General features: G+C 56.2%; 14 protein-coding genes. 12 read left to right on the top strand and 2 right to left on the bottom strand.

The genetic code is table 11. The features are described 5' to 3' along the window. The first annotated feature begins 43 nt into the window (after positions 1-43). Both CPZ25_RS14815 and CPZ25_RS14820 read left to right on the top strand, forming a co-directional pair. Positions 44-241, top strand: coding sequence for a hypothetical protein (locus CPZ25_RS14815; RefSeq protein WP_074618161.1), 198 nt, complete (start codon positions 44-46; stop codon positions 239-241). Further along, positions 238-816, top strand: a complete 579-nt coding sequence (locus CPZ25_RS14820) for an RNA polymerase sigma factor (RefSeq protein ID WP_096919132.1) — start codon at positions 238-240, stop codon at positions 814-816. The genes CPZ25_RS14815 and CPZ25_RS14820 overlap by 4 nt, the downstream gene beginning before the upstream one ends. A gap of 15 nt (positions 817-831) precedes the next feature. Here CPZ25_RS14820 and CPZ25_RS14825 read toward each other — a convergent pair whose 3' ends face one another. Continuing rightward, positions 832-3,075, bottom strand: coding sequence for an ATP-binding cassette domain-containing protein (locus tag CPZ25_RS14825; protein WP_096919133.1), 2,244 nt, complete (start codon positions 3,073-3,075; stop codon positions 832-834). A gap of 133 nt (positions 3,076-3,208) precedes the next feature. Here CPZ25_RS14825 and CPZ25_RS14830 point away from each other — a divergent pair, with 133 nt between their 5' ends. The 7 genes from CPZ25_RS14830 to CPZ25_RS14860 all read left to right on the top strand — a co-directional run bounded on the left by CPZ25_RS14830 (position 3,209) and on the right by CPZ25_RS14860 (position 7,299). Continuing rightward, positions 3,209-4,096, top strand: a complete 888-nt coding sequence (locus tag CPZ25_RS14830) for an AraC family transcriptional regulator (RefSeq protein ID WP_167495246.1) — start codon at positions 3,209-3,211, stop codon at positions 4,094-4,096. Positions 4,097-4,230: 134 nt separating this feature from the next. Further along, a complete protein-coding gene (locus CPZ25_RS14835; RefSeq protein ID WP_074618162.1) occupies positions 4,231-4,458 on the top strand; it encodes a DUF1659 domain-containing protein in 228 nt (75 codons plus the stop codon). An 18-nt stretch (positions 4,459-4,476) separates the two neighbouring features. Continuing rightward, positions 4,477-4,707, top strand: coding sequence for a DUF2922 domain-containing protein (locus CPZ25_RS14840; RefSeq protein WP_096919135.1), 231 nt, complete (start codon positions 4,477-4,479; stop codon positions 4,705-4,707). A 50-nt stretch (positions 4,708-4,757) separates the two neighbouring features. Further along, positions 4,758-5,306, top strand: a complete 549-nt coding sequence (locus tag CPZ25_RS14845) for a YcbK family protein (RefSeq protein ID WP_096919136.1) — start codon at positions 4,758-4,760, stop codon at positions 5,304-5,306. Positions 5,307-5,432: 126 nt separating this feature from the next. Continuing rightward, complete coding sequence (locus CPZ25_RS14850) at positions 5,433-5,801, top strand: GntR family transcriptional regulator (RefSeq protein ID WP_058696008.1); 369 nt, start codon at positions 5,433-5,435, stop codon at positions 5,799-5,801. Continuing rightward, positions 5,801-6,499 (top strand): ABC transporter ATP-binding protein, encoded by a 699-nt coding sequence (locus CPZ25_RS14855; protein WP_038350993.1) that lies wholly within the window; start codon positions 5,801-5,803, stop codon positions 6,497-6,499. Before CPZ25_RS14850 ends, CPZ25_RS14855 begins: the two co-directional genes overlap by 1 nt. Continuing rightward, positions 6,493-7,299, top strand: a complete 807-nt coding sequence (locus tag CPZ25_RS14860) for a hypothetical protein (protein WP_058696007.1) — start codon at positions 6,493-6,495, stop codon at positions 7,297-7,299. Before CPZ25_RS14855 ends, CPZ25_RS14860 begins: the two co-directional genes overlap by 7 nt. A gap of 62 nt (positions 7,300-7,361) precedes the next feature. Here CPZ25_RS14860 and CPZ25_RS14865 read toward each other — a convergent pair whose 3' ends face one another. Next, positions 7,362-8,771 carry an MATE family efflux transporter gene (locus tag CPZ25_RS14865; RefSeq protein WP_096919137.1) on the bottom strand — a complete coding sequence of 470 codons (1,410 nt, stop codon included), beginning with the start codon at positions 8,769-8,771 and terminating at the stop codon, positions 7,362-7,364. 239 nt (positions 8,772-9,010) lie between these two features. On the opposite strand from CPZ25_RS14865, the gene CPZ25_RS14870 reads away from it, so the two are divergent. The 3 genes from CPZ25_RS14870 (at position 9,011) to CPZ25_RS14880 (ending at position 12,640) form a co-directional block, all read left to right on the top strand. Further along, entirely contained in the window at positions 9,011-9,550 is a 540-nt protein-coding gene (locus CPZ25_RS14870; protein ID WP_058696003.1) for a DUF2284 domain-containing protein, read from the top strand. Between the two features lie 363 nt (positions 9,551-9,913). Next, positions 9,914-11,740 (top strand): glutamine--fructose-6-phosphate transaminase (isomerizing), encoded by a 1,827-nt coding sequence (gene glmS / locus CPZ25_RS14875; protein ID WP_096919138.1) that lies wholly within the window; start codon positions 9,914-9,916, stop codon positions 11,738-11,740. 243 nt (positions 11,741-11,983) lie between these two features. Next, on the top strand, positions 11,984-12,640 hold the full coding sequence (locus tag CPZ25_RS14880; protein WP_096919139.1) for an HAD family hydrolase: 657 nt from the start codon (positions 11,984-11,986) through the stop codon (positions 12,638-12,640). Positions 12,641-12,656 lie beyond the last annotated feature (16 nt).

A 12,656-nucleotide genomic window follows, 5' to 3' on the forward strand; every position in this document is an offset into this window, starting at 1 on the left:
ATATACGTTTCTATATTAAGTAATTCCTGAGGAGGTAAACAACATGATTGGAACAGGCAGACCTTTGGTGAGGCGCAGACGGCCTTATCTGGTAAAAGCGACCTGTAATGTGCGCCTTGGCTTCTGGGCCAGAGACCCCGAGGACGCGGAGGACCAGTTTAACGAGTATATGGACAGCGTGCAAAGCCGCTATCCTGAAATAGTGCTTGACCTTAAAAGCATCCGGGAGGATGACGAATGAACCATTATGAAGTGCTGGAGGCGTGGATCACCCAGGCCAGGGCAGGCGACCAGGAGGCCAAGCTGCGCCTGCTCACAGCCTACCGGCCGCTGATTTTGTCCATGGTCACCCGCTACGTCTATGACCGGGACAGCCTTGAGGACAGCATCCAGGAGGGCAGCCTCATCTTTCTGGAGGCGGTCAAGACCTATGAGCCCGAATCCGGCGTCTATTTTCAGACTTACGCCAAAAAGCGGCTGTTCTACGCCTTTGTGCAAAAGGCCAAGCCCAGCCGCCAGGTCTCGGCCCGGGCGGAGCTGTATCTGGAAATCCCCACCGGGGAGGACACCACCCTCATGGACAGCCTGGCCGACCCTGCGGCCGATACCGGGGCGCGCATCCTAAGGGCAGAGGAACACGCCCGCCTGATGAAAGCGCTGGAAACCCTGACCGACGCCCAGCGCCGCGTCATTGACGCCTACTATGTGCGGGGGATGGACTGGGCCGAGATCGCGTCCCGGGAGCAGGTGAAGCTGGGAACAGTGTGCAGCCGCATGGCCCGGGCCCTGAAGCGGCTGAGGGAGGCCCTTGAGTGAGGCGGCCCGCCAGGCTCAGACGGACATGCCGCCCCGCAGGCTGTCAGCGGTCAGGCTGTTTGCGCAGCAGAGCAGCCCGGCGGGGGTGCCCTCAAACACGACCTCGCCGCCGTGCCTGCCGCCGTCCGGCCCAATGTCGATCACCCAGTCTGCCTGCTTCACCACATCCAGGTTGTGCTCGATGACCACCAGCGTGCCGCCCCGGTCCACGATGGTGTCAAAAAGAGCCAGGAGCCTCTGGATATCTGAGGGGTGCAGGCCTGTGGTGGGCTCGTCCATGACAATGACGCTGCCCTTTTGGCCCAGCTTCTTTGCCAGCTTCAGGCGCTGGCGCTCCCCGCCCGACAGCGTGGCCAGAGGCTGGCCCAGCGTGAGGTAAGCCAGGCCCGCCTGCCGCAGGCGCTCAAGCGGACGGGTGATCCTGGGCGTATCGAAAAAGTCCAGGGCTTCGGCGGCGGTCATGGCCAAAAGCTCCACGATGTTCTTCCCGCGGAGGGTGCGGGACAGGGCTTCAGGGCTGTACCGGGCGCCGCCGCAGGCCTCGCACACAGTGACGACCGGGTCCATGAAGGCCAGCTCAGTGACAATGACGCCCCGGCCCCCGCAAACCGGGCAGGCGCCTGAGGAATTGAAGCTGAACAGCCCCCTGTCCGCGCCGGTCTCACGGGCCATCACATTCCGGATCGCGTCGAAAAATCCCAGGTAGGAGGCGGGGGTGGAGCGGTTTGTGGCGGTGATGGGTCCCTGATCGATGAGCGCCACGTCGTCTGCGTACTGTTTTGCGAAGACTTGAGTGATGAGGGTGCTCTTTCCAGAGCCCGCCACGCCTGTGACAGCCGTCATGACCCCAAGCGGAATATCCACGTCAATGTTTTTCAGGTTGTGGAGGCAGGCCCCGCGGACAGGCAGCGTTCCTGCGGCCCGCCGGGGCTTCTCCTTGACAGGCAGCGGCCTGCGCAGCGCGCGCCCGGTCAGGGTGTCCGCCTTCAGCAAAGCGTCATAGGTTCCGGAAAAGACAATCTCTCCGCCCTGGCGGCCAGCCTGAGGCCCAACCTCCACCACGTGGTCGGCGATGGCGATCACATCCCGGTCGTGCTCCACCACCAGCACGGTATTGCCCTTATCCCGGAGCTGCCGGAGCAGGCGGTTCATGCGGTAAACATCCCGTGGGTGCAGGCCGGCGCTGGGCTCGTCAAAAATATAGGTCATGCCGGTCAGACGGCTGCCCATGTAGCGCACCAGCTTGAGCCGCTGTGCCTCGCCGCCGGACAGTGAGGCCGCCGCGCGGCCAAGGTGCAGATAGGGCAGGCCAATGTCAATCATCCGATCCAGTCCGTCGAGCAGCGTCTGAACCACCACCGTGACTCTGGGATCGTCGATCCGGGCCAGCACAGCCCGAAGCTCCGTGAGCTCCATACCGCACAGGTCCGCGATGGAGCGGCCGTCGATTTTACAGGCCAGGGCCGCTGGATTCAGGCGCTTTCCGTGGCAGGCAGTGCACTCAGTCTCGGTGATAAGGTGCGCGGCCTTTTTCTGGGTGTGGCCGCTTTTGCCGCTGATGTCCCGGTTGAGGAGGGTGCTGCTGTACTTGTGGTACAGGCCCGGAAGCTTTGGGTTTTCCGGCGCGCCCTCGCCGCTGCGGGAGCCGTAGACCAGAAGGTTATACACCTCGCGCGGATAGTCTTTGACCGGCAGGTCCAGATCGAACAGGCCCGATTCGGCGTACTGCCGCCAGTACCAGGCGCCAGGCTTGTAAAGAGCATCCCGGACACAGCCCTCGTTCCAGGACTTGTCCGGATCGATGAGCCCCGCGATGTCAATGTCTGTGATTTTTCCAAGGCCTGAACAGGTTTTGCACATGCCGTTGGGATCGTTGAAGGAAAAACAGGACGCTGTGCCCGCGCGGGGCACCCCGATCCGGGAGAATAACAGCCGCAGGGCTGCGTAGAGGTCGCTGATGGTACCCACTGTGGACCGGGCGTTGCCGCCAAGGGGCGCCTGGTCCACAATGACTGCGGGCGTCAGGTGGTCGATGAGCTCGGCGTGAGGCTTGGGGTGCTTGGGCAGCCGCGTCTGGACAAAGGCGGGAAACGTGGCGTTTAACTGCCGCCCCGCCTCGGCCGCGATGGCGTCAAAGACAATGCTGGATTTTCCTGAACCCGACGCCCCCACAAATACGGTGATCTTTTCCTTTGGAATCGTGAGAGAAATGTTTTTGAGGTTGTTTTCGGTCAGTCCCTTAATGATAATGTCTGTCATGAGAACCCTTCCTTTCCGGGGCGTCTGCCCACACAGGGTATTATAACCGGAGCGCTGCGCCCATTCATGATCATTATTGCGAAACCAGAGCGTCTCCTGTGGTATAATGGAGCCAGAAGAGGAGGGATGCCCTGTGGATTACCTTGCGCCGCTCACGCGGACTGTCGAATACATTGAGAAACATCTGAATGAAAAAATAACACTGAAGGATCTGGCGAAAATATCCGGCTATTCGGCCTACCATCTGATCCGTATTTTCACAGCCGCCACCGGCGGGACCATTGGCGGCTACGTCAGAAAGCGCCGCCTGGCAGTGGCGGCCGAGGCGCTGCTGAACACTGAAAGGCGCGTGCTTGACATTGCCCTGGACAGCGGCTTTGGCTCGTCTGAGGCTTTCAGCCGTTCCTTTAAATCCGTCTGCGGACTCAGCCCCCACGCCTACCGGAAAAGAGGCGTGGCGCACTACGTTGGCTTTGAGCGCCCGCTGGACAGAATTTCGCTGTGCCACCGGGCCAGCGGCGTTACCCTTCAGCCGCGCTTTGTGACGCTGGGAGAGATTTGGCTGGCCGGTATCCGGGAAAGGACGGCAGCGCCAGGTACCGCCCTGCCGGCACTCTGGAGCAGATGGAACCGCCTGCGCGCCGGCGTGCCGTGTCTTGCGGGCGGGCGGTCCTTTGGCGTGTGCGAGACGCCGGCGGAAGCAGCGTGCCTTGAGGCGGACGGCAGCGTCCCCTATATTGAATTTGTGGGCGCGGAAACCAGCCCGTTCCCGGAGCTGCCTGAGGGCGTGCTCGCCAAAACCCTGACCGGCGGCCGCTACGCCGTGTTCACCCACACTGGCGCTGCCGCCTCCCTGGCCCAGACCTATGATTACATCTGGGGCAGCTGGGCGCTGACCGCCGGCGAGACCCTGGACGACCGCGAGGATTTTGAGGTTTACGACAGCCGTTTCCGGGGTCCCGAGTGCCCAGATTCACAGATCGATCTCTATATTCCAGTGAGGCAGTCAATGGAAGGTTGAAAGCTCAGGAGCGGTAAGCGCTCATAAAAAGCCGTGTGATGCGGCTTTTTTTATTTTTTGCATTTTTTTGGGACGAAAAACAGAGATACGGCCATTGTATAAGTGTAAGACAAAACGCCAAAGGAGGTTAAGAGATGGCAATTCAGAAAAATGTGACCGCTGTGGACATGAAGACCGTACTGAACTATGGGGAGCAGCCAGACGGCAGGATTATGAAAAAGACCAAGACCTATGGAGATGTCAAGACAGACGTCACCGACGAGGCATTCATGAGCACCAGCAAGGCCATTGCAGCCCTGCAGGAGCCCATCATGGAAAAGCGGCAAATGGTCCGGACCGAAGAATTGACGGAAACCGAGTAGAGGAAAGGAGTGTAGAAAATGGCAGAAAAAACAAGCAGAGATTTGGTCATGAGCTTTGACCGCGCAGACGGAAAGAACCACAACATCACCATCCCGGATTACCGGGAGGACATCACCGACGCCGAGGTAAAAACCGGCGGGCAGACCATTGTGGCCGACGGCATTTTTGAGCCCGATGGCGCGCCGCTGACCGCCTGGACCGGCGCTGTAAAAGTTGTGACCACTAAAACCGACGTACCGGCAGAGTAATGCATTGAGCGGAAGGCCCGCCCTTCCGCTTCTTTTATAGAGAGGATTTTATGAAGCGATTTAAGATAATCTTTACCGGCCTTCTCGCCGCCAGCTGTGTGGCGGCCAGTGTGATTTTTGCCTGCGGAGACGCGGGGGCGCCCCCGCAGCCAGCCCCTCCGGCAGCGGAAGCGGCGCAGGAGCCCTCCGCAGAAGCGCCCCAAGAGCCGCCCGCCCCGGAGGAAACAACAGAGTCAATGGCGGCCGCCCCCGCCCCAGAGCCTGTCATGGCCTCGCCTCATTTCGCCATGGAGGAATACCGGTGCGACTGCGCAGGCCATTGCGACGGCTGGCCCGCGGCCATGGACCCAGAGCTGCTGGCCATGATCGAGGAACTGCGCTGTGCCTGCGAAAGCCCAGTCATCATCACATCCGGCGTGCGGTGCGAAGCGCGCAACGCGGAGGTGGGCGGTGTCGCCTGGTCTTTCCATAAGCGGGGCCACGCGGCCGATCTCTACTGTCCGGGCATGCCCGTCGGCCAGCTGGCCGCCCTGGCCCAGGACGTTGGGCTCAATATCCTGCCCTATTACAGCAGCGGCTATATTCATGTTGAAAACTGAGAGCGGTTCAGCCGCGCTTTTTTTATTTATGAAGAATTTCTTAAGGGTATTGACAATGGATCTGGATGCGTGTATTATTGTATTAAGTTCTTAGTACAACAATACAGTAATATAAAGGAGGACACTATGGAATGGATCATCGATTCCGACCGGCCGGTATACAAACAGCTCATCGAGCAGATAGAACTCCGGATCGTTTCCGGTCTTTTCGCCCCAGGCGATAAATTGCCATCGGTCAGAGAAATGGCGGCAGAGGCTTCAGTCAATCCGAACACCATGCAGAAAGCACTTTCGGAGCTGGAGCGGACAGGCCTTGTGTATGCGCAGCGGACAAGCGGCAGATTCATAACGGAGGATCATAAAATGATACAGGAAACAAAGGAAAATTTGGCAATCAAGGAAATTGAAAACTTCCTCGAAAAAATGGAAAAGCTCGGATTTAAGAAAGAGGACATCATCACACTGATGGAACGTGAGGATAAGGAGGGAAAATAATGAACCCAATTTTAGAATGCATTGACCTGACAAAGAAGTTCGGCACCAAGGAAGCCTTGTCCGAAGTGAACTGTCAGCTTCCAAGAGGCCGCATCATCGGGCTTTTAGGCCCCAACGGCAGCGGCAAGACCACACTGATCAAGACAGCGACCGGGCTGCTGACCCCCACATCCGGACAGCTTCTGGTGGCCGGTATGGCCCCCTCGGTCGAGACCAAGAAGATCGTGTCCTACCTGCCAGACCGCACCTATTTAAGCGACTGGATGACCGTCACCCAGCTCATTGCCTTCTTCGACGATTTCTACGACGACTTTAACAGCGTGAAGGCCTACAACATGATCAGCGACCTGGGCATTGACACCAAGGACCGCATCAAGACCATGTCCAAGGGCACAAAGGAAAAGGTTCAGCTGATCCTGGTCATGAGCCGCGACGCAGAGCTGTACCTGCTGGATGAGCCCATCGGCGGGGTCGACCCGGCCGCGCGGGATTACATCCTGGGGACCATCATTACCAACTACAACGAAAACGCGACCGTGGTCATCTCGACCCATCTGATCGCGGATATTGAAAAGGTGCTGGACGAGGTGGTGTTCATCAACCAGGGGCGCATCGTCATGAATGCCAGCGTGGATGAAATCAGAGAAAAACAGCATAAATCCGTGGATGAGCTGTTTAGAGAGGTGTTCAAATGTTAGGAAAACTCATGAAATATGAAGTCAAGGGAACGGCCCGCCTGCTGCTGCCTGTCTACGCGGCGCTGCTGGCCATGACCCTGATTAACAAAATATTTTTGTCCATTAACTCAGAGGCGACAGGCTTCATCATGACAACCGGTATCAGCATGGCGCTCTATGTCTGCATCATCATCGCTTTGGTCGTCATGACCTTTATCGTCATCATTCAGCGTTTTTATAAAAACCTGATGACCGACGAAGGCTACCTGATGTTTACGCTCCCAGTGCCTACCTGGCAGCAGATTGTCTCCAAGCTGGTCATTGCCCTGATGTGGACCTTTGTGTGCGGTATTGTCATCATACTGTCCATTATGATTCTGGCCATTGACGGCACCAGCCTGCAGTATATGGGCGAGTTCTTCCAGGAGCTGGGACGTGCCTTCAACTCACCCGAGGGCGGACAGGCTGCCCTGATCCTGATCGAGCTGTTCATCCTGATGATCGTGGGCGTCTGCTGCAATGTTCTTCAGGTGTATACCTCCATCTCAGTGGGACAGCTCTTCGGCAAGCATAAAATCATCGGCGCTTTCGTGACCTACATTGCCATCAACATTATCCTGCAGATTGTCTTTACAGTGATGACCGTCAGCTTTGCCCTGACCTCAGACACCAGCATGCTCAACGCATTCTTCAACAACATGGACCCTGTGGCCGCGGTTAACTGGATGCTGAACATCGGAACCCTGGGCAACCTGATCCTGTCAGTGATCTACTTTGCAGTCACCAACTATATCCTGAAAAACAAGCTCAACCTGGAATAATCCAGACAGAAACTTAAAAACCCGGTACGGTCCGTCTCAGACCGTACCGGGTTTTCTTTGTTTTACTCCACCGTCTCCGCCCGAGTCCCCAGAACAGGGAGGGCGTCGGGAATGGGGCGTATCTTCTGACGATAGATGCGCCGTAAAAAGGCCGCGCTGAAGAGAACCGAAGCGATCTCAGCGATGGGGAAGGACCACCAGATGGCGTCCAGGCTGCCTGTGAGCGACAGCAGATAGGCCGCGGGCAGCAGCACCACCAGCTGGCGGGCCACCGAGACGATCAGGCTGAGCACCGCGTTGCCAAGCGCCTGGAAAACCGACAGCGAGATAATACAGAAGCCCGCGAACAGAAAGCTCAGGCTGATGATGCGCAGCGACACCGTGCCGATGGCCAGCATATCCGGCGAAGCGTTAAAAATGGACAGAAGCGCGCCCGGGAAGAGCTGGAACACCAGAAATCCGACGACCATCAGTCCCACGGCGTACAGCATGCTCAGCTTGATGGTTTTGACGAGCCGGTCCTTTTTCTGGGCGCCGTAGTTGTAGGCGATGATGGGCACCATGCCGTTGTTCAGCCCCATAACCGGCATAAAGATAAAGCTCTGGAGCTTGAAGTAAACCCCGAAAACGGCAGTGGCCGTCGAGGTAAAGGCCAGCAGAATCTTGTTCATGCCAAAGGTCATGACCGAGGTGATGGACGCCATGATAATGGAGGGTACGCCCACCGCGTAAATGCGCCGGATGGTGCCGCCATTGGGCCGGAAGCCCCTGAGCTTCAGGGTGAGCTCGTGGTTTTTTCTGAGGTTCAGGATACAGGCGAACAGCATGGCCACCACCTGGCCGATGACCGTCGCGGCCGCCGCGCCAGCCACGCCCATTTTCGGGAAGCCAAAGAGCCCAAAGATCATGATAGGGTCCAGAATCAGGTTGATGATGGCTCCAGTGGTCTGGGTGCACATGGTGAGCAGCGTCTTGCCCGTGGCCTGAAGCAGGCGTTCAAAGGTAATCTGCCCGAAAATACCAAAGGAAACCACCGAGCAGATCGTCAGATACTGGGTGCCGTAATCCACGATTTCGCCAATGTTTGTCTGAGTCTCAAAGAAAAAACGGGTAAAGAAAAGTCCGAAGATAATGAAAACCAGAGAGCTGAGAACAGCCAGAAAGACCCCGTTGTTGGCGGCCCGGTTGGCCTCCTTAAAATTTTTCTCGCCCAGGCTTTTGGACAGCAGGGCATTGATCCCCACACCTGTGCCAGTGGCGATGGCGATCATCAGGTTCTGTACCGGGAAAGCCAGCGATACGGCCGTCAGCGCGTTCTCGCTGATCATGGATACAAACATGCTGTCCACAATGTTGTAGAGCGCCTGAACCAGCATCGAGATCATCATGGGCAGGGCCATGGTGATCAGCAGGCGGTTGACCGGCATGACGCCCATTTTATTTTCCCCGGCAGGGCAGGTCTCTTGTCGCATAAAAATCACTCCTTTTTGAATATAAATTAATTTTTCACAAAATGAAGAGCAGTGTCCACCCCGAAAAACGAAGATGTCACACTGCTTTATACTATTATAATAATTACCGGCTTTAATGTCAATGAACGAAGAACGAAGGGCAGCGTGCCCGCCGTTTGCAAAATATGAATACGTTTAAGAAAAACGTGTTACAATAACCATGAGAAATCAGAAATGAAACATAAAGAAAGAGGAAAATTATGAACGAAGCATTGCGAGAGATGGTAGAGGCCTGCGGTTTTGAGGAGACCGTAGCCGTCGACCCCAGACAGATTCACATTACCCAGGACGTCCGGGACGCCTGTGCCAAAAACGACTGCGGCCATTATGGCCAGAATTACATGTGCCCGCCAGCCGTCGGCGATCTGGACCACTACCGCGAGGTGGTAAACAGCTACACAAACGGGCTTTTGTTTTCCCAGGTGTACCGGTTTAAAAACCGGCAGGATTACCGCCGGATGAACGAGATCATGGCTGGGTTTGAGAAAACTGTGGAAAAGCTGCACCGCGCCATCCGTAAATCCGATGTGGAGGGAACCGTCTTTTCAGCCGGCTGCTGCACCATCTGCAAGGAATGCGGCATTCTGACCGATGAACCCTGCCGTTTCCCGGATGAGGCCATGCCCTCCCTGGAGGCGTCCGGCATCGACGTGGTCCAGCTCACCAAGGATACCGGCCTGGTCTACAATAACGGCCCAAAAACCATGACCATCATCGGCCTGATTTTATACAACGCATAATAAAGTTTTAAGGAAGGACGGCCACCCAGGCCGTCCTTTTTTGCGCCCAGCAGCAGATGAAAACGTGAGCGGTTAGAAAAGGCGGCAGATTCACTTGTTTTTATTTGAAATTATGTTATAATATCCACATTGTACGTTCATGTAAAGTCATTCTGCAATCAGGAGGATATAAAGGCTCAGTTCACTTTACATCAATGCGACAAGAGCGCCAGAACTCATGCGTGAGCCCGTAATATTTGAGTTGACGAGGACAGGGAGTATCGAAAATTCGGCGGATGCCCTGAAGGGTGGCCTGTTAAAACAGCGGAGTGATCCGCTGCACAGAGCAGCCACCAAAATCTACTTAAATGAGGTGCATTTATTATGTGTGGAATCGTTGGTTATATTGGCCTAAATCAGGCCCAGAAAGTGTTAATTGATGGTCTCTCAAAGTTAGAATACCGGGGCTACGATTCAGCCGGTATCGCAGTGCTGGACAAGGACAATGCGATCAAAGTCAAAAAACGCAAGGGCCGTCTGAAAAATTTAGAGGACGAGCTTGAAAAAGAAGCCCTGGCCGGCACAGTCGGCATCGGCCATACCCGCTGGGCCACCCACGGCGAACCTTCTGATATCAACTCCCATCCCCATTGCAGCATCGACAACCGCATCGCGGTCGTCCACAATGGGATCATTGAAAATTATATCGAGCTCAAGGAAGAGCTGATCAAGAAAGGACACCTTTTCGTGTCCGATACCGATACCGAAGTCATTGCCCATCTGCTCAATTCCCTGTACACCGGGGACATGGTTGAGACGCTGCGCCTGGCCATTGACAAGATCAAAGGCTCCTACGCGCTGGGCATTCTCTGCAGCGAGGAACCCGACCGCATGATCGCCGTCCGCAAGGACAGCCCGCTCATCGTGGGCCTCGGCGAAGGCGAAAACTACATCGCCTCCGACATTCCGGCCATCCTGAAATATACCCGCAAGGTTTATCTGCTGGATAACGACGAGATCGCCATCCTGACCCGTGACAGCGTCACCGTGCTGGACGAATCTGGCCGTGAAGCCGGCAAGCAGGTCTTTAACGTGGACTGGGACCCAGGCGACGCCGAAAAGGGCGGCTACGACCACTTTATGCTTAAGGAAATCCACGAACAGCCAAAGGCGATGGCCGACACCCTGACCGGACGCTGCTTCCCGGATAAAATCGTGCTGGACGACGTCAACCTCGACGCAGAAACCATGAAAAGCATCAACCGTATCCAGATTGTGGCCTGCGGCACCGCCTACCACGCCGGAATGGTTGGAAAATACCTGATTGAAAAATTTGCCCGAGTGGCCGTTGAAACCGAACCGGCCTCCGAGTACCGTTATAAAGACCCGCTGGTCGATGCGCACACCCTGCTCATCGTCATCAGCCAGTCCGGCGAGACCGCCGACACCCTGGCCGCTATCCGGCTGGCCAAGGAAAAGGGCGCCCGCGTCCTGGCCATCACCAACGTGGTGGGCAGCTCCATCGCCCGTGAGGCGGACGATGTGCTGTACACCAACGCCGGCCCTGAAATCGCTGTGGCCTCCACCAAGGCCTACGTGACCCAGGTGGGCTGTATGATTTTGCTGGCCCTTCACTTTGGCCTCTTAAACGGCCAGGTAGACGAAGCCACCATGAAGCGCGTCACCAGCGGGCTGAAAGATACCTCAGCCCTCATCGAGAAGGCCCTGGGCGACCACGACAAGATCAAGGAATACGCCTACGACCACTTTAAGGTGGACGATATGTATTTTATTGGGCGCGGGCTGGACTACTACACCTGCCTGGAAGGCTCCCTGAAGGCAAAGGAAATTTCCTATATTCATTCCGACGCCTATGCGGCCGGCGAGCTGAAGCACGGCCCCATCGCTCTGGTCGATGTGGGAACCGTCGTCATTGCGGTCTGCACGCAGGAGAACGTCTTTGACAAAATGCTCAACGCCATCAAAGAGGTAAAGGCCCGCGGCGCCAACGTCATGGCCATTGCTAAAGAGGGCCATGACGAGATCATCCCCGAGGTCGATCAGGTTTTCTTCATCCCACAGATGGATGATGAGATCACCCCGATCCCAACTGTGGTCTACCTCCAGCTCCTGGCCTACTACCTGTCCGTCGCCAGAGGCTGCGACGTTGACAAGCCAAAGAATCTGGCAAAATCCGTCACCGTTGAGTAAAAAAGTAAAGCATGAAAATCAAAAAGAGGTACGGTCCGTTTCAGACCGTACCTCTTTTTAAACGGGGCAGAGAGAAACATCAAAAATTTACCCGCCCTCAAAACATCTACCGGCACAGGGGCCGGCGACGAAAATCTGCAACGGTTTAAAAGCCGGAAAAGCGTCCAGGCAATTGAATTGGCTGTGGGTTCACGTTATAATGTAGGAGCTAAAAAGGCTATTTAACAATGGAAGGGAAAACGCATGACAGAAGCAATCATTTTTGATATGGACGGTCTCATGTTCGACACAGAGACGATCTCGATCCCCAGCTGGGTAAAGGCGGGCGAGGTGCTGGGCTATCCCATTACAGAGGCCATGATTTTTGAACTGTTTGGGATGAACCCCGTGGCAGTGGACGCCTACTGGAAGGCACATTTCGGGGACGCTTTTGACTGCGGCGCGGCCATGAAGCTCCACCTCGATTATATGGAGGCGTATGTGCGGGAAAACGGCGTTCCTTTGAAGCCGGGGCTGGTCCGCCTGCTGGATTTTTTAAAGGAGCAGGGCTACCGGTTTACCATCGCCTCCTCCACACAGCGTCCCATGATTCAGATGTATCTGGAGCGCGCCGGGCTTGAGCGCTATTTTGACGATTCGATTGTGGGCGGCGATGAGATCGTAAATGGAAAGCCCGCGCCGGATATTTATTTCAAAGCCGCCCAGAAGCTGGAAACAGCGCCGGAACGCTGTATGGTTTTTGAGGACTCTCTGGCCGGGATCGAGGCGGCCTGGCGGGCCGGGATGAAGCCGGTGATGGTGCCGGATAAGGTACCGGCGGACAGTGTCACAGAAGAGCGGCTGTACGCTAAGTTAAAAACCCTGGACGAGGGGATTGGGCTGCTAAAAAAAGAAAGCTGAGGGAAGGATGCGCGTT

It is taken from the genome of Eubacterium maltosivorans (assembly GCF_002441855.2).
Classification (GTDB): domain Bacteria; phylum Bacillota; class Clostridia; order Eubacteriales; family Eubacteriaceae; genus Eubacterium; species Eubacterium maltosivorans.